Consider the following 22444-nt stretch of genomic DNA (forward strand, 5'->3'; position numbering starts at 1 on the left):
TCAAAAAGGTACAAAATTATATCAATAAATAAGGGTAACTAAACAAATAGTTACCCTTATCAGTCTTAAAAATGGTTTTTTTGAATCTAATACACCTAATTTAGATTCGGTAATATAACCTTATTAACAACATGAATTACACCATTCACTGCCTGAACATCAATGACTAGCGTCATTGGTTCTATTGTAATAGTTCATAGAATTCAAATTCTATCAACTGTATATTGTCAAAATATTTAATATAACTAAAGCGGTTAAATTCATTAGTTATATATTATTCTAAACTTGGTAAAATTACTTTGTCAATAGCGTGAATTACACCATTCACTGCTTGTACATCTGTCACTATAATATTACCAGTTCTTCCGTTTAAATCTGTAAAAGTTGCTCCATTAGTTGTGTTTATAGTAAAATTATCACCTAATGTGCTTACGATCATTCCATCTGTTAATGTAGATGCTAATACATTTGCTTGCGCAACAACGTGCGTGTTTAAAGTGGCTTCTAGTGTAGCTGTTGGAATATCTGCTAAAGAATTTACTCCATCTAATTCCGCAACTAAATCAGCAAACGCTTGATCTGTTGGCGCAAAAACTGTAAATGGAGCTGGAGATGTCTTTGTACTTAGTGTAGCTACATATGTAAATGAATCCTCTCTTGTTAGTGCAGCAACCAAAGATCCAAAAGTTGAGTCAGCAGTAGCAAAAGTTACTACTGTAGGTAAATCAATTACTGCATCTACAGCATGGATAACACCATTATCAACATCTACATTGGCTGTTGTTACTGTAGCCGCTCCATTTAATACAACACCATTGCTAGTATTTACATACATACTTAGTGTGTTTTGTGTGGTTGCTTCTTCTGCCAATGTTTTGATATAACCAGTACTTAAATCAGAAGAAGTGTTTGTTCCACTCACTACATGATTCAATAACACTTGTGTCAATACATCAGTTGGTACAGCTTCTAAGTTAGCAAACCCATTTGATGCTAAAAATGCATCAAATGCTGCATTGTTTGGAGCAAATACTGTATAGGCTGTTGTACCATCTAATACTCCTGTTAATCCAGCTCTGTCTAAAGCTGCTCCTAGAGAACTAAAGTCAGAGTTTGCAGCAACGAAATCTGCGATAGTATTACTTGGTATTGGAGTAACAACATTATTATCATCGTCACTACACGAGGTTAGTGTGAATAATGAGATTACAAAAGCCATAAGGATAAGTGTTTTTTTCTTTTTCATAACAATTTGTTGCTTTTTGTGATTAGTTTTTTTTAATGATCGTCACAAATATAAATAATTTTGTTTAAAGAAAATTAAATAATGTTAAACAAAATGTGTTAATTGTTTGTTAAAAACAATGAAAGTTTAAACAAAACAAGGATTGGTTTTAGGTTTCAATTCCACTTTTGTATCTCTCTAAGCAGCGTATACGGGCTTCTTTGTGTTCTACAATTTGAGTTGGATAGGTAAATTCTTGATAATCAGGAACCCATTTTCGAATATATTCGTGTGCTTTATCAAACTTTTGGATCTGAGAAGTTGGATTGAAAATTCTAAAATATGGAGAAGAATCGCAGCCAGTTCCTGCAACCCATTGCCAATTCCCAACATTTTGAGCCAAGTCAAAATCCAGTAATTTTTTTGCAAAGTATGTTTCTCCCCATTTCCAATCAATTAGTAAATGTTTACATAAAAAACTTGCTGTAATCATACGAACTCTGTTATGCATATAGCCAGTTTCATTGAGTTCGCGCATACCTGCATCTACTAGAGGATACCCTGTTTTCCCTTCGCACCAAGCTTTATATTCTTGTTCGTTGTTACGCCACTTGATACCATTGTATTTTAGTTTGAAATTGTTTGTGACTGATTCAGGGAAATGCCAAAGAATCTGCATAAAAAACTCTCTCCAAATGAGTTCTTTTAAAAAAGTATTTTCTTCAGATAATAATCCGTTCTGTACACATTGTCGAACACTTACAGTACCAAATCGCAAATGTGGACTTAATTTGGAAGTTCCTTCTATAGCAGGGAAATTTCGAGTGGATTCATAATTAGCAATGATGTTCTCAGTCATTGTATATGGAAGTACTTTAATAGTAGACTTTATAAATCCGATCTCTTCAAGAGAAGGAAAATTGAAAGATGTTTTAGCAAAGTTTCCGTAATGAGCACTACAATTAACACTTTCATAATCAAATTTCTTAAGAGTGGCTAGCCATTTTTTTGAATATGGAGTATACACTGTATATGGTTTACCATCTGCTTTTACAATTTCATTGCGTTCAAAAATGACTTGATCTTTAAAGCTGTGAAATGCAATATTTTTGGTCGCTAGAAATTCACGCACTTTTTCATCTCTGGCAATAGCATACGGTTCATAATCATGATTAGTATATACAGCCGTAATGGTAAATTTTTGTGTTAGTTTATGAAAAATTTCTAAAGGATTTCCATGTTGAACCATGAACGAAACTCCATAGTTTTCTTGAAGTGTATTATTGATTTTTTCTAATTCTTCATGTATAAACGTAACACGAGCGTCATCTTGTGGTAAATTACTTAAAATGTCTTTGTCAAATATAAATAATGGGATCACTTTACTACCACAAGTTAAAGCTTTGTATAAACCAATATTATCTTCGATACGTACATCTCTTCGATGCCAAAAAAGTACATAATTATCCTTCATACGTTCCAAATAGTTCAGTTAATTTTTTAGTTCGGTATTCAAATATTTCTTTCAATTTGGGTTTAACTAAAATAGGATACATCAATCGCCCCAAGAAACCAAGTGGAATTTTATAATCTATAATATCTTCCATTTCTACACCGCCGGGAATTTCTCTGATAAAATGCTTGTGATGCCACATAGAATAAGGTCCAAAGCGTTGTTCGTCAACAAAATAATGTAGGTGCTTTACTTGTGTAATTTCAGTAACCCAATGTATTTTTATCTTAAAAATGGGCGTTACAATGTATTGGATAATTTGACCGGGATACATTTTGCCCAAATCTTCTGTGAGAATGTCAAAACTCATATAATCAGGCGTAATGGTTTTTAAATTCTTTGGATCTGACAAAAAATCCCATGCCTCTTCAAGAGATATGGGAAGGTTTTGTTTGCTGTGTAACCGATACACAATTCCTTTCGTGCTAAATTTTCGCATAAAATATTAATTCATAAATAAAATATAGCCGTTTAAAGAATTGGCTACGATCAACCATGTAAAATAGGGCAGTATAAATATGCTGTATATTTTTTCTTTAGGTCTAGTTGTAAATGTCATCATGGTAATCAACGCAAATAGTACAATTAAATTTACCATTCCAAGAGAGATGTTGTGTTGGTTAAAAAAGACATAATTCCAACTTATATTCAATATAAATTGAAAAGTAAATACTAGTATTAAAACTTTATTGATTTTAGTATCCGTGAGTTTAGCCATGAATATTGAAAAACATATCATTACAGTTGTCCACGCAAAACCAAAAACCCATCCTGGCGGTGTCCATGGAGCTTTATCTAAGTTTAAATACCAATCAGTTCTTGGTCCATCATTCATTAAAATAATGCCTATACCTAATGCTCCAAAGTTGATGATTAAGAACAGGATAAGACGTGCAATAAAGTTCATAGTTTATAATTTTAAACTCACAATTCCACAGTCAATCGTAAAAATTTGACCTGAAGTAGAACCTGCCTTGTCAGAGATTAAAAAATCTGCCATATCTGCTACTTCTTGTGGTTGCAAAAACTTTTTTAAAGGATGGCGTTCTGCAATGTTCTCAATCATTTTTTCATTTCGCAACAACTTGCTCGCAAGCGTAGTATCGGTAACAGTTGGCGCAATGGCATTAACACGAATGACAGGAGCAAACTCAGCAGCCAATGTTTTCACCAAGCCTTCTACAGCAGATTTTGCGGCAGCAATACTTGCATGAAAAGGCATTCCTAAATGAGTAGCTACTGTGCTAAACAATAATATATTAGGGTTTGTTCCTTTTTTTAAAATAGGAAGATATTTTTGAATTGACTTTACTGCACCTATGACATTGATTTCATAATCATTTCTAAAATCGTCAATTTTTAGTCGTGAAACAGGTTTTAAGTTGATACTTCCCGGACAATAGATAAGTGTATCAATTGATGCTATATCAGGAAGTTCATCTTCAAGGATATCACAACTATAGTGCGTTAAGTTATTGGAAGTTATTTCAGGAGCGGTTCTACTAATATTAATCACATTGTGATGTTGTATCTGGGAATGAACAATAGCAGCACCAATACCTTTACTACCTCCAATTACTACAATATTTTTCATTTGTTTGGATTGATAGGTTGTTGTTGTTGTTTTACTCATTGAAAACAATGCCAATAAGGGCTAATTATTAGCATTGTTTAACCTTGAGTTCGGGGTAAGTTTATTTTAAACGTTTTTCATACTTTCTTTTAAGCACAGTCAAACGCTTCATAATTTCCATAATTGCAGGATCTTTTTTCTGCTTATAAATTTCATTCAATCCTAAGATTAAACGCTTTGCTTCTCGGGTTGCAGTGATTTTATCACTTCTTGATATGAACTTTGTTTTCTCAAAGTCCGATACTTCTGAAAAAATAGTTGCCATAATTTAATTGTTTAAAAAGTTTTGTAATTCTAGAATTTTTTCGGGAGTGTTGAATACACCACCATAATAGGATGTAATTGTTGTAGAAGAGTCATCTTTAACTCCTCTTGATGAAACACATAAGTGTTTGGCATCTATAATTACAGCTACGTCTTCAGTTTGTAATATTTCGCATAATTCAATAGCAATCTGGTTAGTCAAGCGTTCTTGTACCTGAGGTCGCTTTGCGTAATATTGAACAATTCTGTTTAGTTTCGATAATCCAATTACTTTCCCGGAGGAAATATATGCTACATGCGCTTTTCCCATGATTGGGACAAAGTGATGTTCACAATTTGAATAAAATTGAATGTTTTTCTCAATAAGCATTTGATTGTATTGATATTTGTTATCAAACAATGCTATTTTAGGTTTGTTTTTTGGGTCAAGCCCAGAGAAAATTTCTTCTATGTACATTTTAGCAACTCGCTTAGGAGTTCCTTTTAATGAGTCGTCAGTTAAGTCAAGACCTAACGTTTCCATAATTTCCTGAAAATGATAGGCAATTTTTTGTTTCTTTTCCTTGTCTGGCATTTCGAAAGCATCTGTACGCATAGGAGTTTCCATACCTGTAAGTAGGTGTTCATCCCCAATTTCATCATGATCAAACCCATTCAAGGACAGGGAAGTATCACTCAATTGGTTTAAAACGTCAGCAGTTTTCATATATTAAAAAAATGTTTAATTATTTGAATATAAAGTTAAACAAAATAAAATAGATTTAAAAAAGAATCATAGCTTTTTTTACTAATACTTGTATAAGGAAAAGTTATGATTGCTTTATCGTTTGGCTATTTTGTTGTTATTTATAGTACTTTGTCGAGAACACTTGAAACGACCTTTCATAAAATCACGTTTTTTTTGATGCTTTGTTTTGCGACCTTGTACACGCTTTCTCCACATTTTAAAACTAGAATTTTTCATTTGAGAACGCATTAAATCGATAACTTCTTGTTCTTTGAGTCCAAATTGAAACTTTATAGCATCAAACGTAGTACGATCTTCCCAGGCCATTTCTATAATTCTATCAATTTGTATGGCGTTTAAGTTGTGTTTCATCCTTGATAATAATCTGTAGCGTTAAGTACTGTATTTTTTTGTGTCTGCATTTTTTCTATGAATGCTTTATTTTCTTTGTAGAGTTTGTTTTTTTTAAACTGAATAAAGTTACCATTTGCATGAATGCTAAAAAATGAGGAATTGTAAATTTGAAGTCTGTAATAAGGAACGATCCACGAAAAGCTATTCAGTTTTTTGTGAATATGAACAATGATGCCTTTTGGACGTAATTCAATATTTCCATAATTAAGATCATCAACGGTATTTAGATAGGGTTTCATTTTTGGGCTTACATTATGAATAATCATTCGTTTAGAGCCAATTCCTTTCATTTTAATACGTTGTATAATTGAAAAAGCTTCACCTAAGTGTGTATCAATTATTTCAGCAGTTTCTTTGTTTTTGTAGGTTGTATTAACAATCATTACGAACTTTTTTTGCGGTTCTTTAGGGTATGTTTTTTTAAGATTCTGAAGTTTTCTTCAATGACTGTGGTTTCATCTTTCATATTCCATAAAATGTCACTTGCATATTTTCTAGTTTCTTGTAAATCAACAATAGGTTTAGGATAATTTTTCCCTATAAAAAAGTTTGCCATTTGTTGTTCCATGGGAGTCATACGAGATGGTTCGTGTACAAAAGCTGTTTCTAGGTTTTCTAATTCAGGAACCCATTTCTTAATAAAGATACCTTCAGGATCATGTGTAATACCATTTTTTGTTGGATTGTACATTCGTAATAGATTTACACCAGTTTCTCCTGCTTGCATTTGAATTTGTGGAAAATGTATGCCAGGTTCAAAATCTAAAAAGTATTGAGATAAGATAATCGTTGCTTTTTGCCATGGTTGCCATAAATTGTGCGTAAAGAAGGATACTACAAGCGCACGCATTCTAAAATTCAAATATCCTGTTTCCTTCAAACAGCGCATGCAAGCATCTACCAATGGATAGCCCGTCATTCCGTTTTTCCAAGCTTCTATATAGCGTTCAGAAATCTGTTTTTTTAGCTTTCTGTATCCTTTGTTTATACTCACGAATTCCATTTCGTCTTCCATTTCAAATTTTTGAATGAAATGCGCTTGCCAACGCAAACGCGATCCAAAGGATTCCATTTGTTTTTTGTGAATGTTTTGGTCAATACAACGTTTTGTTTCTTTTATTACTTGTCGTACCGATAAATTTCCCCAAGCTAAATATGGAGACAAACGGCTACAGCTTCTTCGAGCTAGTAATGGCTTGGAAATATGTGCATTGTAGTTTTTTCCACGATCCTTAAAAAAGGTATTCATATACTTCATCGCCATTGTAGTTCCACCTTTTTGAAAAGGAGCATCAGGATTGGTTTCTAAGTTTGGAAGCTGAAAAAAAGTTGTCAAATGCGCGACCTCTTCTTTTGTAAACAATTGATCTTTTTTTGGACGAAAGTCAAATAATGGTTGATTCATGAAATCTTCCCAGAGTTCTATCCAGTTTTCACGATCTTTTAATCCTCTGAAAACTCCGTTATTTATATTTTCTACCCAAGTAATCATATTGTTCAGTAGAAAACGTTTCAAACCTTTATCACGATCATAAGTAACTTTGATGCCTGTTTCTTGATGCGAATACAGATGCGAAATTTTGTAAGTTTCCTGAATGATCTGCAAAGTTCTGTTAAAGTTTGATTGTACAATTAATAGTTCACTATTGTGCAAACTCAAAGAATTATTCAAGTCGATTAATGATTCTTTAATAAAGTTCCAGTGACGTTCACTATAGTGCGGATCATTTAAAAGAATATCTTCAAAAACAAATACAAACAACGTTTTCCGTCCTGTAATGAGTGCATTGTGAATCGCCTCATTATCTTGGAGTCGTAAATCACGCTTAAAAAGGACAACATTAATTTCTATTTTGTTTTTTTTTGACATTTATATTTTTAATTTTTTTTGACAAGTTTATTAATCATTCCCTTGAATATAAAACCGTGAAAAGGCAGTACTGCATACCAATACAATCGACCCCAAATCCCTTTTGGTCTAAAAACAGCACGTTGTAATAAATGTTCTTTTTCAATTTTAAATTCTAACCAAGCTTCACCTGGTAATCGCATTTCTGCAAATAACAGCAATCTTTTTTCTTCTTTATTAGCGTATAAAACTCTCCAAAAATCTAACGGATCACCTGCATTAAGTGTAGTTTGGTCTCTGCGGCCACGACGCAATCCGATACCGCCGAATAGTTTATCGAGATATCCACGAATTTTCCACAGAAAGGTTGCATGGTACCAACCTGTTGTGCCGCCAATTGCCCAAATTTTGTCAATGGTGAGTTGTTCGTCAACCACTTTGCGTCTTTTGATATCTTTAAAACAACCATATTCTGGCACTTTGATATAGCGCGATATTTTTTCACGAAAACGCCCACTTATCAACGAATCTTTCCAACTTGAGACAACGCTGTTTTGTTCAATTTTGATGAATGCTTTTTGTACAGCTTCTTTGTAAGATATTGGTTGAATGTTTAAAAGTTCATTGATATTGCTTGGTTTTCCAATGACTTCTACTTTCATACTATCCACTAGGTTTTTTGCCAGCTTGTAAGAAGTTGTTGTGATAAAATATAACCAATAAGAGGAAAGCTTCGGAGTCATTACAGGAACGGTAAAAATAGAACGCTTTAACCTTCTAACTTCTGCAAATTGTAACATCATGTCTTTATACGTTAGTGTATCTGGACCAAAAATATCGTAAGATTGATTGTATACATGTTCATTTCCAATAGCTTTTGTTAAATATTGCAGTACGTTTCTAATGGCAATAGGTTGCGATTTTGTTTTAATCCACTTTGGTGCTATCATGACCGGCAGTTTCTCTGTAAGATCACGAATAATTTCAAAAGAAGCACTTCCGCTACCAACAATGATTCCTGCGCGAAATGTAGTTAGTTTGTATAGACTTGACTGCAATATGTTTTCAACATTTTTTCGCGATTGTAAATGTTTTGATAATTGTTGATCATTGACAATTCCACTTAAATAAATAACTTGCTTTACTTTGGTATTCTGCATATACGTTTTAAAGTGTACAGCACAATTGCGTTCCAGTTTTTCGAATTTCATAGAAGATGACATGGAGTGAATTAGATAGAACGCCACATCAATATTTGTTGGAATTCGGTACAAACTACCCAAGTTTAAAAAATCAACTTCAATCACATCAATTCGTTCATGTGAAATGATTTCATGAGGCACACGTTGTTTATCTCTCACACAGCAAACTAAGGAATGTCCCATTTCCAAAAGAATTGGAATGAGTCGTTTCCCTATATATCCTGTTGCGCCAGTGAGTAGAATTCGCATAGTTTCTGTTATTTGGGACGTTGATACGGATAGCGTGTTTGTTGTTGTGGTATCGCATATCCATCAAGTCCATTAATGGTGGCGGTTTCAGCTTTCGCAAGATTTATAAAACCGTCCGTTTCTAAAATAGTATCGTTGATATGTATCTGTTCTATAGTGCCAATCACTAAAATGGTATTATTTTCTGCAATCAAATATTCATTCATGTAACGCATGCCAATTTGTACATGACATCCTTTTACATACGGAGCTGCAAAATCACTTTTATATTCAGTTTCTAAATCTGTTTGATCAAACTCTGAAATAAATTTTGGATATTTTGCTGAGGTATGATGTGCATCCTTGGTTATCGTTTTGTGAATATGATTGATCGTATATTTTCCTGTTTCTTTTATGTTTTCATACGTGTTTCTCGGAACAACATTTGGTCGCGTAATAAACCCTAGTAATGGCGGATTAGAACCTAAATGTGTCACAGAGCTAAATACTGCAACATTTGTGTAATCTTCTGATGATTTTGTTGCAATTAGATTTGCCGATTTATAACCAGAGCAACTATTGATCAAGTTGATTCGGTATATTTTTTCCATTGCTTCAATATCAGCAGAAGTGATGATAGCCATTATGATATATTTTTAAAATTATTAATGATTACATTTTCAGCTTTCAAATCATGCAATAAATTATAGAGTCCAAAAAATGTTCTGTTCATGTAAATAAAATGCTTTGAGCCTCTGTTTCCGTTCATATTACGTAATTGTGTGTTTTTAGCATAACGTTCACCGATATCTGCAATTTTTCCGAAAAACTCTTCATCCGAAAAATCAAAAACTTCCGTATTAAAGGGTGTTGTAAACAATCCAAGTAATTCGTGAAACATCTCTGTAAAAAATGCTAGTTCTTCTTTAGTATCGTCTTCACGAAGTATTTCTAATTCGTATAACTTATTTACAAACAATTCATGATCGTTCAAAGTTTCGTTGTTTGCCAATTCGAAGTAAGGGATGTAAAAATCTTCTGGAATAGCTTTCATACAGCCAAAATCCAATGCAATCAATTCATGATTTTCTGAAACCAAGAAATTCCCAGGATGTGGATCTGCATGTACTTTACGGTATTTATGAATTTGAAACATATAAAAGTCCCAAAGTGTTTGTCCTATTAAATTCGCTTTTTCCTGATCGGTATTTCGAGCGGTAAATTCAGATAAATGTTCCCCTGTCATCCAATCCATGGTTATGATTCGCTCCGAAGAGAGCGAATCATAGTATGTGGGAAAAAGTATGTTTGGCAAATGCTTGCAAGCTTCAGATACATCTTTACTTTGTTTAATTTCAAGTAAATAGTCGGTTTCTTCGATCAATTTCTCTTCCACTTCCTTAAAATATTTATCAGAACCTTTTCCGGTAATGTTAAACATTCGAATCGCAATAGGTTTTACAAGTGCCAAGTCAGTAGAGATGCTTTTGGCAACTCCAGGATATTGAATTTTCACAGCAAGTTTTTTCCCGTCTTTTTCGGCAACGTGTACTTGTCCTATACTTGCGGCATTCATGGAAGTGGAATTGAATGAATCGTAAATTTCACTTGGATGTTTGCCAAAATATTTTTTAAATGTTTTGATGACTAGTGGTGGAGACAAAGGTGGTACAGAGAATTGTGATAATGAAAATTTCTCCACATAGGCACGTGGCAAAATGTTCTTTTCCATACTCAACATTTGTGCTACTTTTAATGCACTTCCTTTCAACTTTTTTAGTCCGTCATAAATATCTTCCGCATTGGATTCGTTTAAGCGTTCTTTTGCTTTTTCTTCAGAATTTATGAGTTTGTCACCATAATATTTTAAATAATTTACACCAACTTTTGCACCAGTCGTAACTAACTTACTGGCACGTTGGATTTTGGTGATTGGGATTTTATCAATTGTCTTCATTAAGCTCTAATATCTAATTTTTCTTTTAGGATGAATTTTCCAAAGTCTACGATGCTTCGTAGTGGCGTATTGTCAATTAAATCAAAACTAGCGTTTACAGATTTTTCAATGTACTGATCGGTTTTATCAAAACTTGGAGATGTATCATCTAACCAAAATTTTATAGTCATTAAAAATTGTACCCAAGCTGTTTCGTTGATAGCTCTATTTTGAAGTTTTTCTAAGCGTTCTTGATTCAAATCGAGCGTTTTGATGTCTAAATTCTCAATAAAATCTGAGAATACTGTTTTTAGTCCTTTCAACAACTTTAGGGATTGAAGTTGATTTTTATTTGCAGTCAAACTATGTACTACGTAACTTCTATTGGCGGTAACTTGCTCAAAAAAAGTATAATAAAAGCTCAATAATTTATTTCGTGCATCAAATGTTGCAAATTCCTCACTATTGGCTAATGCAGCAATAGTGTTTGTGCCAAATGTGGTAAATATGTTTTCTTCTAATACTTGAAACGAACTGAAAAATTCGTAAAATTTTGCTTCATCAAAATTGTTGTTTTTTGCAAAAGCATATACATTTTTAGGTTGTGTACCATGTTCTAAGACATGATCCATATATGCTGAAATAATAAAAAGTGGTGTAATATTTTTTTTCTTTGCCATGTTGTAGAGTTTAAACAGTATAAAAATACAAATACTGTTTAACTTATTTTGAAATTAGTTGAACAAAAAAAATGAAAGCATTGTTAAAGTTTTCTTAAAACGGTAATTAAGAAATCTAAATATGGAGAAGAAATGAGGTTATTTATGCTTTAACAGTCAGCGTCACAGCAATTTTCGGCTTTTACCAATTTGCAACTCACCACGGCAGTCAAAGCTCCTAAAATTGGTGCGACAATGTACAGCCACAAATGTGTGAGCTGTCCAGAGACTAATGCAGGACCAAGAGAACGTGCAGGATTCATAGAAGCTTTGGTCATAGGACCAGCAAACATGGCTTCTAATAAAACGATTCCTCCAATAGCAATTCCAGCCATAGTACCTATTTCCTTACTTCCTGTTGATACATTTATAATGGTTACCATTAAGAAGAAGGTGAGCAAGAATTCTAAAATCAAAGCTTTCCAAGGGACAATGGATGGAATAGTAGCTCCTAAGGTTTCGTTTTCGGGCCAAAACATAAATACTAGCAGACTTGCGCAAATAGCACCTAAACATTGTGATAGAATATATTTTGGAACTTCTTTCCAAGGAAATTTTTTAGCATAGGAAAAAGCAATTGTTACTGCGGGATTAAAATGTGCTCCAGAAATTTCTCCAAATGCATAAATCATTCCCATGACAATTAATCCCCAAGTAATAGCAACACCAGGATGTGTGATTTCCCCTGCAATATCATTGACTACCATCGCAGCAGTTCCACAAAAAACCATGGTAAATGTTCCTAGAAATTCCGAAATATAATTCTTCATCGTTGGTATTTTTTTTTAGAAATCAAAAATACTATTTCTTATTTTAAGTATTTGTTAACATTTACGCTTAAGGTTTCTGCGTAAATTCGTCAGCATAAAAAAATCTAAAATAAGAACAGAGATGAAAAAACTACTTTTGGCATGTTTCTTAGTCGCGGGAATCAGTGTTCAAGCACAAATAGAAACGCCTCAACCTAGCCCAAGTTCAAAATTGATCCAAACTGTTGGTTTGACAGAAGTAACTGTTGAGTACTCAAGACCAGCAGTAAAAGGAAGAAAAGTATTTGGTGATTTAGTTCCTCACGGAAAATTATGGAGAACTGGTGCAAATTTAAATACGAAAATTACATTTGGTGACGATGTTACTATTGGAGGTACTTCTGTGAAAGCAGGAACGTATGCTATTTTTACAACACCAGGAGCAAAAACGTGGGAAGTTGTTTTATACAGCGATGCTAACAATTGGGGAACTCCAAGAAATTGGGATGACTCTAAAGTTGTAGCAAAAGCAGTAGCACCTGTAAATACTATGCCTTACAGTACAGAGTCATTTACAATTGACATTGCAAACCTTAAGAGCAATGGAGCAGATATTGTTTTCATGTGGGAGAAAACATTAGTTGTGGTTCCTTTCGTGGTTCCTACTGATAAGAAAGCAACTGCTAGTATAGAAAAAATGATGGGTGGACCAGCACCAGGAGATTATTTTTCAGCTGCTAGATACTACTTAGAAGAAGGAAAAGATATGGATAAGGCTAAAATGTGGATTGATAAAGCAACAGAATTGACAAAAGATCAGCCAAGATTTTGGTACTTAAGACAACAATCTTTAATCTATGCTAAGATGGGTAAAAAAGCTGAAGCAGTTAAGATTGCAAAAGAATCATTAGCATTAGCTGAAAAAGCTGGAAATAAAGATTATGTAAAGATGAACAAAGATTCTATAAAAGAGTGGTCAAAGTAATCAGAGCTCTCATACATATTAGAAAGCCTTTCCGAAACGGAAAGGCTTTTTTACGGTGTTTTCTGAAGTAATTCTCCGTTTTTTTATGTGTAGTTGTGAAAAATAAAGTAAATTCATCACCTAAATCAACAACCTAACAACATGAGATTTTATTTTAGAGTGCTATTTATAGTGCTTACCATTACTATGGTATCTACTTCTTGTTCAAATGAACAACTTGATGCTACGGTACAACCTACTACACCTGTGGTTACAAATGATATTACGCAGGTGATTCTTGATTGGAATCAACTTTGGTGCGAATTAGATCGATATGCAACAGGCATGCGACCAAATGCAACTACTCGTGCTTTGGCATATATCCATTTGGCAGCTTTTGAAGTTTGTGTGGAAGATATGGTTAGTTATACTTCTAATAAAGATCGATATGCCGAATTGGAGATCGACTTTTCTCAACGTCAACCTAATGTAAATGTAGCTATTGCATTAAATGCTTGTTATGCAGCTTCTATGGATCATTTTATGTATAATGTACGACCAGATATTGATGCTAAAATTAATATTTTGCGTCAGGAAAAAGAAGCAGATTTGACACAAGGAGTTAATGCAGATGTGGTCCAAAATTCTCAAGATTGGGGAAATTATATCGCACAACAAATAATTGCCTATAGCCAAACTGATACAGAAGCAGAAACACAAATTTTAAGTCCACAACCAAATTCGTATGAACCTCCTATTGGTGAAGGTTTTTGGACCTATAGTGATGAAGCTGAAAGAGGATTGTTTCCGTATTGGTCATCTGTGCGTACATTTGTAATTTCAACGGAAGAAACATCTACAATTCCGCCTGCACTTATGTATAGTGAAGATACTTCAAGTCCTTACTATGCTGCAATGGAAGAAGTGTATGATGCCAGTGAAGCAGCGCGAACGACAGATACAGAGGGATTGTGGATTGCAGAATTTTGGTCCAATGATGTAGAGAATTTAATGATGAGGCCACCAGGAAGACAAATTTCTATTGCCAATCAATTGATAACACAGTACAATGTAGATCATCAAACAGCTTTAGTTATCTTACTAAAATTAGGATTTTCATTGAATGATGCAGCCGTTTCTACATGGGCAGATAAGTATGAATATATGGTGATGCGACCAAGTGTATACATTCAAAATTTTATTGATCCAGATTTTCAAACCAATTTGTTTCCGTTCATTTCTTGGCCAAATCCTACATTTCCAAGTTATCCATCAGGACATTCAACGTTTGCTTCTGCAGCTGCAGGAATTTTTATTCATCATTTTGGTAATAATACAGATTTCACAGATCGTTCTCACGAAGGAAGAACAGAGTTTCGTGGCGATCCAAGAAGTTATACAACTTTTTCAGATATGGCTGCAGAAAATGCATTTTCACGTTTGCCTTTAGGTGTACATTTGCGTATTGATTGTACCGAAGGTTTGCGTTTGGGATACGAAATATCAGATGCGGTTAATAATTTTGACCTTTCGCAGTAGTCTTAATAGCGAGTTTAACTGTCAAAAAACTCACGTGAAGAAAAATAGAAAGCAATAATTTCTCCAAGAGACCAAATGATAAATGCAGCAACTGGAACGACTTTTTCTTCTATGTTGAATATCTTTTTTAGGTATTTAGAGAGTTGAATGATAAAGTAACTTGGTATTAGTAACAGCAAAAAAATAGCCAAAACTGCAAACAAAAGTGCTATTACGTCCAATATAATTATGATTAAAACCAATAATCCTTTTGTTGCAAATAGATACGTTTTGTAAAGATATACCCAAATATTTTGGATATCACTATCTATGTTAAATGTACTAAAGAAGCCTTGATAACTAATTACAAATTGCTCTGCATTATAATCGGCTAAAAAACTATTGATGATAGAGACTTTTGGGAAAATATCACAAATCCATTCTAATGGATAGGCTAATGTTATTATCCAAGATTCAGGAATGATCCACTGTTGTAAAACTGAGAAAATGATGGCAATAAGGAGTATATAAATATTGTATTTAGAGATTATATTTGAATATCTAGAGCCAATAATTCCGATTGCAATACATAGGATTACTAAAAAAATACTTCCATGCGCTAAAAACAATAATGTTAGTGAAATAACAAAGAAGTAAATTGTGAGTTTCTTTGCTATATCAGGAAGCTTTTTTGTAACCCATTGTTCTATTTTTTGTTTATGTTGATCACTTAAAAATTCAAATGCAGCTGCAGGAACTGAAAAAAACTTTAAGACTTCCGAGATGTAAAGTATAGTAAGTTTTGTTGTAATGTGAAATTCACAAGGAAAATACAAAAAAAACCTTTCCACACATGTAGAAAGTTTTTTTTTAAGAGTTTATGTTTTTCACTGACAACAATCTCCTTCGAACATATTTTGTATTTAAGGATTGTATCCATTATTCCCAATAGCTATATTTATTTGAGTATTTGTAGTGCTGCTATTTAAAAAGTCATTTCGTACTGCGCATAAATCTACTAAGTTTGGATCAGGAGCTGGTTTGTTAGTATCACAATATGGAGTGATTCCTACAGCTACTTCGGGTTGAAATGCGCTTTCTAAAATAAAATTTAAATTCTGTAAACCATCCAAACTTACTAGAGCATCATTATTTAGTATCCATAAAGTGCTTAGTGTTGTAATTTGTTCTAAACCTGTAAGATCTATCAACTGAGGATTGGCATCTATTTCTAAAATAATTAATTCTGTTACACTATTTACACCAGATAATGAAGTCAAAGAATCGTTAGAACGAACTCTAAGAAAATCTAATTGCGTTACATTTTCAAGACCAGCTAAGGAGGTTAAATTATTATTATCTTCTATTATCACACTTACAATAATGGTCGTTAAACTTTCCAATCCTGTTAGTGATACTAATTGTTCATTGTCAACAACCCTCAGAACTTGTACGTACGTTATGTTATCTAATCCTGCTAAAGAAGGTAAGTGTGAATTCCTTTGAATATTAAGTGTTCCTATTATTATTTCTAAAGAAGCTAAAGTAGATAGGTCAATAATGCTGTTGGTATGTAATTCAGGTCCTATGGTTAAATTTCCATCTATTTCAGCGAATCAATATATTTCGAAATCATTTATTTCTTGCTGTGTTTCTAGTGTAACATCTCCATAATAAATACCACCATTGGATTCACATGTACTCACAGTGCCTAATTTTATGTTAGCACCTTCCTCAGTTACACTTTGAACAACGGTCCATAGACTTGTATTAAAATCTAATACTTCAATTGAAACTACATCTACAGAACAACTTGTATATACAATGTCTATAGTTCCGTCAGTAATACTAAAAGTGTCAGCATCGTTTATGTAAATGTATCCATTCGTAATTGGTTCACCATCACAATTTGTAGCAATTTCAGTAATGGATGTCGTAGTGACTTCTTCTGTAAATGAAATTTCAACAGTAGTATCGGTAGCATATCCTCCAAGTGTTTCAGAGTCTACTAATTGTTGATCACAGCTATCACTTTGACTATCGATAGAGACTAAAATTTCCTCATTTCTTGGGACTAAGCCACATTCTGTTTCGCAAGCAAATATGTCTCCAGCATAAATTATTTGATCATTTGAAGCACGTTTGATGATCACATAGTATGGAATTGTTGTATCGGAATGAGATGGATTTATTGAAAAACAGAAATTAATAGCATCGAAAGGAATGTCGTAATTCCACCAAGTAAAGTGTGAAACTTCTGCTACATATTTGTTTCCTTCTTTCGTAGCTTGTCCTTCTTCTTTCCAATAGCCTTGTGCTTCATCAAAATACCATAGATTAATCGTTTCTGGAGCAATACTAGTTTGACTTACATCTACAGGAAATTCAATGGTTGCAGGACTATTGCTATTTATATTTAATTCTTCTCCAGAAGGAGAAAACAAATTCACAGAAATCATTCCGTAAGTTTCCAAAGCGCGTGCTTCATTGGAAGCTTTTTGCGCTAAAAAGTTTCCTGATGCTTCTGTAAATGTTGCTAAAGCATATGGTCGTACATAGTGCAATAAAACATCAACGGGACCTACATACGGACTTCCATCCGCAATAATAAAATCGCTAGAGAATCTCACTTTTGTAGTCCCAAGACTAACCTCTGATACAATTCCAGATTGAATACGTTGTCTAATTTCTCTTTTTATAAGTGTAATACTGATTTTGTTTGTGCCATTCGTTTTAGGAATGACAACTCTAGAACCGTTGAGGTAGCCATCTTTTTGTGCTTTGATGTATGCAAAATTTTCAAAGACTTGTGCATTGCTTACAATAAACATTCCATTACGGTCTGTTAAGGTTGTGGTATTGCCTACAGTCACCAGTACATTTTCAATCTTATCGCCGTTTTCGTCAATGATGATTCCCATGAAGTTTCCAGTTATGGAATTTCCAAAGTTTCTGATTGAAATTGTTGGTCACGGAGTTCTTCTGCAATGGGTTGTGGACTTGTTGGTGTGGTATCACCATTAAAGTCATCGTCATTACAGTTTTGTAATCAGATAAAACAAAGTACAGCAAAAAACAGCTTGGTTAGTTTTTCATATTTTTTTTCGGTTTTACATATGATGTAGAAAATTCGAAAAGACTGCTTGAAAACTTAACTAATTTGTTTTATTTGCGTACAATTACTGATTGCAATTACCATCAATGATATCTTGGATACTAGGATTGAATGGATTGTTGATAATTTCTACACCATTAAAAATACTAGTAGGTGGATCAATATATGTTCCGTTTGTAAATAGATTTTGCAAGGCACAATAATCAACCAAACTTTGATTTGGTGCATCATTGATAACATCAAATTCAAAGTCGCGTCCAATTAAAATCCACTCAGAAGTGGTTACATTATCTAAACCGTCTAGACTTGTTAACGCATCATTTCCTCCAATTGATAAAAAGTCAACTGTAACTAAATTGCTAAGTTCAGCTAGGTTTGTGAGTCCGTCATTATAACTTATTCTGAGGAGACCAACACTTGTAAGTTGATTCAAACCTTCAAGAGAAGTAAGTAATGGCATATTATAAATTTGAATACTTGTTGCTGTTGTAATACTGCTCAATGCAGCAATCGAATTTAAAGATGGATTGTTATCAATCACTAATCTTCCCACAGTACTTAACGATTGTATGGCATCAATAGAAGTTAATGATTGATTGCTAATGACTCCAAAAAAACCTGCTGTTGTAATTCCGTTTAAGCCATTTAGAGACGTGAGCGCATTATTTCCAATCACAGAAACTGTTCCTTCAATCTCAGTGAGATTACTGAGTGGTGTCAATGATACTAATGAAGGATTGGTTTGAATAAATATTCCGCCTACAGAAACTAAATTTTCTAAACCATTTAGTGTTCCAAGTGATTGATTTGAAGAGATGACAAGATTTCCAGTGACTTCTTCTAAAGACATCAAAGGTGTGATATCGTTGATGTTTCCTGGAGAAGCAGAATCTCCAATACGTAAATCACCATTAATGGTACTAAAGTTTATCGATCCAAAACTACTAACTTCACTCTGCTTCAACAATGTAACATTGCCATTATAAATACCGCCACTTTCATCACATGTACTTAGATTTCCAATATTGATAAGATTCCCATCCATCAAGACATCATTGACAATTGTCCACTGATTGGTATCAAAATCAAACAATTGTACCGGAAGTGTTTCTGTCACATTTGCACAGGTTTGTACCGCAATATTAATGGTCCCATCTATAATATTGAACGTGTTTACATTGTTTATGTATATATATCCATTCGTAATTGGATCTCCAGCACAATTCGTTGCTATTCCTGCAATCGGTGTAATGGTAGTATCTTCTTGGAATGAGATGTTTGCTGAAGTTGATGTAGCATAACCACCTAGTACTTCTTGATGAATTTGAGAACCATTACAGGTTTGTGAATCGATACCACCAGTTACAGAAATTTCTATTTCTTCATTTCGTGGAATTAGTCCGCATTCGGCTTCATAGGATGATACAAGTCCGTAATAAATGAATTCACCTGAAGAAATACGTTTGATACTTACAAAATATGGAGTTGACTCTGTATTGTTTTGTGGTGTGAGCGTGAAGCAAAATTGCACAGCGTCAAAAGGAATATCACAGTTCCACCATGTGAAATGTGTCACCTCACCTATATATTTGTTACCTTCTTTTACGGCTTGACCTTCTTCTTTCCAATAGCCTTGTGCTTCATCAAAATACCATAATTGGATAGTTTCAGGCGCATCTTCTGCTTGTGTATAATCAACTGGAAATGTGATTGTAGCTGGAATTTCAGGGTTGATGTTTATTAATTCTCCAGAAGGAGAAAATAGATTTACATTCACCATTCCGTAAGTTTCCAAAGAGCGTGCTTCATTGGAAGCTGTTTGCGCTAAAAAGTTTCCTGGTGCTTCTGTAAATGTAGCTAAAGCATTTGGTGGTACATAGTGCAATAAAACATCAACGGGACCTACATACGGACTTCCATCCGCAGTAATAAAATCGCCAGAGAATCTCACTTTTGTAGTCCCAAGACTAACCTCTGATACAATTCCAGATTGAATACGTTGTCTTATTTCTCTTTTTATAAGTGTAATACTGATTTTATTTGTGCCATTCGTTTTGGGAATGACAACTCTAGAACCGTTGAGGTATCCATCTTTTTGTGCTTTGATGTATGCAAAATTTTCAAAGACTTGTGCATTGTTTACAATAAACATTCCATTACGGTCTGTTAAGGTTGTGGTATTACCTACAGTCACCAGTACATTTTCAAGCTTATCACCGTTTTCGTCAATGATGATTCCCATGAAGTTTCCAGTTGTGGAATTTCCAAAGTTTTCAGCTTTAAATTGCTCATCTATCAGAGACTCAGTATCTGGGTTTGGATCATTTCCAATTCCATCAGTAAAGTCATCATCATTACAACTTTGTAGCCATAGAATACATGCTAACGCAATGATTAGTTTGGTGAATTTTTTCATAATTTTTGTTTCGGTTTTACGTCTATGATGTATAAAACCTAAAAAGGTTGCGTTGATAAATAAACTAATTTTAGCAATTTAGCTACGATTTATACTACTTTCTTTTCTGTTGACTGGATAATCATTGCAATAAACATCACTAACACACAACCAACTAAGTTTAACCATAAGAATGGCATAATGTCAATATACCAAATTCCAACAATAAGGATTTGTGTGATTAAAGCTGCAGTAAAAACAGCATTTCCTTTTACTTTCTTTACAAAGAATGCTAATAAGAAAATACCCAAAACATTTCCATAGAAAATAGAACCAATAATATTTACCAATTGGATTAAGTTTTCGGCTAAACTTGCAAAACATGCAATGATGATTGCTAAAATTCCCCAACCTAACGTAAATAATTTGGTTGCTTTTACATAATGGGCATCGTCTTTTTCTTTGACTTGATTTCGCTTGTATAAATCCATCGAGGTAATGGTGGCTAAGGCATTGATTTCAGAAGCCGTTGAAGACATTGCTGCTGATAGAATTACCGCTAATAACAATCCAATTAATCCGTGTGGTAAATATTTTAGAATGAACGAGATAAACATATAATCTCTATCATTGGTTTCATTATCCTTTGCTGCTTCTTTAAATAATGCTTTTAATTCTGCCTTTTTCTCTTTGTATGCCTCACTTTCAGGATTTTTTTCAAGGATAGCTACTTCTTCCTTCAGAATGTCATATTCAGCACTATATTCAGCATCAATAGTGCGTTTGATGAGGTATTTTGATTCAGCTCTGTAGCTTTTTTCAATACTGTCTAAACGTAATAATTGCTTTTTATCTGCATCATTGTATGATTTTGCTAATTGTAAGCTAACTTTTTTTTTCTGTTCGAATAATTTAGCTTGCTTTTCTTGTAATGTCTTGTATTCAGCACTGTACTCAGAAGCCAATACTTTCTCTGTAGAAGCATCAATAAAGTTTAATGGAGCTGGATTGAATTGATAAAATACAAATACCATGATTCCCACCAATAATATGAAAAATTGCATAGGTACTTTCAACAATCCATTAAACATCATTCCCCAACGCATTTCCTTTACAGATTTTCCTGAAAGATAGCGTTGTACCTGACTTTGATCGGTTCCGAAGTAGGAGAGTGCCAAGAAACTTCCTCCAATAATTCCTGTCCAAACCGTATATCTATTGTCTAAATCAAATGAAAAATCTAACACTTCCATTTTCCCACTAGCACCTGCAATATCTAAGGCTTGAGTAAAACTTACATCATCTGGAATTAAATCTAAAGTGATAAAAAAAGCGGCAAACATCCCTGCAAAAATGACAAACATTTGCTGTTTTTGTGTCACACTCACAGCTTTGGTTCCTCCTGAAACGGTATAAATAATTACGAGAATTCCAATAATGATATTGAGTGTAATTAAGTTCCAACCCAATACAATAGATAGAATAATAGCTGGTGCAAAAATGGTAATTCCTGCAGCCAGGCCACGTTGAATTAGGAATAATGTAGCGGTTAAACTTCTGGTTTTTAAATCAAAACGATCTTCCAGAAATTCATAAGCAGTATATACTTTAAGTTTGTGATATAGTGGAATAAACACCATACATATAATCACCATTGCTATGGGAACACCAAAATAGAATTGTACAAATCCCATTCCGTCACTAAACGCTTGCCCAGTAGTAGATAAGAAGGTAATGGCACTTGCTTGTGTTGCCATGACAGACAAACCAATAGTCCACCATTTTGTAGTGCTTCCACCACGAATATAGTCTTCGGAATTTTTACTTCCGCGTGTTTTCCATGTTCCATAACCAACAATCGCGGCTAGGGTTCCAATTAATACAGTCCAGTCTAATGCTTGCATAGGGTAAGGTTAGGAGAAAATTTTCATGATTAGGTAGAAGAAAAGTATGTACGCCAAGTTGGCCGCCAAAATGATCGTATACATTTTTT

The 22444-nt window shown here is 33.7% G+C and carries 22 protein-coding genes; 2 read left to right on the forward strand and 20 right to left on the reverse strand.

The features are described 5' to 3' along the window. Window positions 1-274: 274 nt before the first annotated feature. From MK119_RS11695 to MK119_RS11765, 15 genes are all read right to left on the reverse strand, one after another. Window positions 275-1246 (reverse strand): fasciclin domain-containing protein, encoded by a 972-nt coding sequence (locus MK119_RS11695; protein ID WP_290678750.1) that lies wholly within the window; start codon window positions 1244-1246, stop codon window positions 275-277. A 148-nt stretch (window positions 1247-1394) separates the two neighbouring features. Further along, a complete protein-coding gene (locus tag MK119_RS11700; RefSeq protein WP_290678753.1) occupies window positions 1395-2699 on the reverse strand; it encodes a deoxyribodipyrimidine photo-lyase in 1305 nt (434 codons plus the stop codon). Next, entirely contained in the window at window positions 2689-3177 is a 489-nt protein-coding gene (locus tag MK119_RS11705; protein ID WP_290678756.1) for an SRPBCC family protein, read from the reverse strand. The genes MK119_RS11700 and MK119_RS11705 overlap by 11 nt, the downstream gene beginning before the upstream one ends. 6 nt (window positions 3178-3183) lie before the next feature. Further along, window positions 3184-3645: a TspO/MBR family protein gene (locus MK119_RS11710; protein WP_290678759.1), complete on the reverse strand. Its 462-nt coding sequence runs from the start codon at window positions 3643-3645 to the stop codon at window positions 3184-3186. 3 nt (window positions 3646-3648) lie between these two features. Then, on the reverse strand, window positions 3649-4332 hold the full coding sequence (locus MK119_RS11715; RefSeq protein WP_290678762.1) for an SDR family oxidoreductase: 684 nt from the start codon (window positions 4330-4332) through the stop codon (window positions 3649-3651). Between the two features lie 100 nt (window positions 4333-4432). Further along, a complete protein-coding gene (locus MK119_RS11720) occupies window positions 4433-4636 on the reverse strand; it encodes a hypothetical protein (RefSeq protein WP_290678765.1) in 204 nt (67 codons plus the stop codon). A gap of 3 nt (window positions 4637-4639) precedes the next feature. Further along, window positions 4640-5341, reverse strand: a complete 702-nt coding sequence (folE, locus tag MK119_RS11725; protein ID WP_290678768.1) for a GTP cyclohydrolase I FolE — start codon at window positions 5339-5341, stop codon at window positions 4640-4642. A 114-nt stretch (window positions 5342-5455) separates the two neighbouring features. Beyond that, entirely contained in the window at window positions 5456-5734 is a 279-nt protein-coding gene (locus tag MK119_RS11730; RefSeq protein WP_290678771.1) for a TIGR03643 family protein, read from the reverse strand. Next, window positions 5731-6159, reverse strand: coding sequence for a hypothetical protein (locus MK119_RS11735; RefSeq protein ID WP_290678774.1), 429 nt, complete (start codon window positions 6157-6159; stop codon window positions 5731-5733). The genes MK119_RS11730 and MK119_RS11735 overlap by 4 nt, the downstream gene beginning before the upstream one ends. After that, window positions 6159-7646, reverse strand: a complete 1488-nt coding sequence (locus MK119_RS11740; protein ID WP_290678777.1) for a deoxyribodipyrimidine photo-lyase — start codon at window positions 7644-7646, stop codon at window positions 6159-6161. The genes MK119_RS11735 and MK119_RS11740 overlap by 1 nt, the downstream gene beginning before the upstream one ends. Before the next feature lie 8 nt (window positions 7647-7654). Next, entirely contained in the window at window positions 7655-9076 is a 1422-nt protein-coding gene (locus MK119_RS11745; protein ID WP_290678780.1) for an SDR family oxidoreductase, read from the reverse strand. A gap of 8 nt (window positions 9077-9084) precedes the next feature. Continuing rightward, the gene (locus MK119_RS11750) at window positions 9085-9699 is read right to left on the reverse strand and encodes a flavin reductase (protein WP_290678783.1); all 615 of its coding nucleotides are present in this window, start codon (window positions 9697-9699) and stop codon (window positions 9085-9087) included. Then, entirely contained in the window at window positions 9699-11012 is a 1314-nt protein-coding gene (locus MK119_RS11755; RefSeq protein ID WP_290678786.1) for an AarF/UbiB family protein, read from the reverse strand. Before MK119_RS11755 ends, MK119_RS11750 begins: the two co-directional genes overlap by 1 nt. Continuing rightward, window positions 11012-11671, reverse strand: coding sequence for a TetR family transcriptional regulator C-terminal domain-containing protein (locus tag MK119_RS11760; protein ID WP_290678789.1), 660 nt, complete (start codon window positions 11669-11671; stop codon window positions 11012-11014). The genes MK119_RS11755 and MK119_RS11760 overlap by 1 nt, the downstream gene beginning before the upstream one ends. A gap of 149 nt (window positions 11672-11820) precedes the next feature. Next, a complete protein-coding gene (locus tag MK119_RS11765; protein WP_290678792.1) occupies window positions 11821-12480 on the reverse strand; it encodes an MIP family channel protein in 660 nt (219 codons plus the stop codon). A 121-nt stretch (window positions 12481-12601) separates the two neighbouring features. On the opposite strand from MK119_RS11765, the gene MK119_RS11770 reads away from it, so the two are divergent. Together MK119_RS11770 and MK119_RS11775 are read left to right on the forward strand one after the other, a co-directional pair. After that, the gene (locus MK119_RS11770) at window positions 12602-13444 is read left to right on the forward strand and encodes a DUF2911 domain-containing protein (protein ID WP_290678794.1); all 843 of its coding nucleotides are present in this window, start codon (window positions 12602-12604) and stop codon (window positions 13442-13444) included. Window positions 13445-13585: 141 nt separating this feature from the next. Further along, a complete protein-coding gene (locus tag MK119_RS11775; protein ID WP_290678797.1) occupies window positions 13586-14962 on the forward strand; it encodes a vanadium-dependent haloperoxidase in 1377 nt (458 codons plus the stop codon). 14 nt (window positions 14963-14976) lie between these two features. On the opposite strand, the gene MK119_RS11780 is transcribed toward MK119_RS11775, so the two are convergent. The 5 genes from MK119_RS11780 to MK119_RS11800 form a co-directional block, all read right to left on the reverse strand. Next, complete coding sequence (locus MK119_RS11780; protein ID WP_290678800.1) at window positions 14977-15792, reverse strand: hypothetical protein; 816 nt, start codon at window positions 15790-15792, stop codon at window positions 14977-14979. Window positions 15793-15864: 72 nt separating this feature from the next. Further along, window positions 15865-16548 carry a hypothetical protein gene (locus MK119_RS11785; protein ID WP_290679031.1) on the reverse strand — a complete coding sequence of 228 codons (684 nt, stop codon included), beginning with the start codon at window positions 16546-16548 and terminating at the stop codon, window positions 15865-15867. 9 nt (window positions 16549-16557) lie between these two features. Continuing rightward, entirely contained in the window at window positions 16558-17862 is a 1305-nt protein-coding gene (locus MK119_RS11790; RefSeq protein WP_290678803.1) for a hypothetical protein, read from the reverse strand. A gap of 258 nt (window positions 17863-18120) precedes the next feature. After that, the gene (locus tag MK119_RS11795) at window positions 18121-20472 is read right to left on the reverse strand and encodes a hypothetical protein (RefSeq protein WP_290678806.1); all 2352 of its coding nucleotides are present in this window, start codon (window positions 20470-20472) and stop codon (window positions 18121-18123) included. A gap of 89 nt (window positions 20473-20561) precedes the next feature. Further along, complete coding sequence (locus MK119_RS11800; RefSeq protein ID WP_290678809.1) at window positions 20562-22355, reverse strand: sodium:solute symporter; 1794 nt, start codon at window positions 22353-22355, stop codon at window positions 20562-20564. Window positions 22356-22444: the final 89 nt, after the last annotated feature.

It is taken from the genome of Kordia sp. (genome assembly GCF_022447245.1).
Classification (GTDB): Bacteria; Bacteroidota; Bacteroidia; order Flavobacteriales; family Flavobacteriaceae; genus Kordia.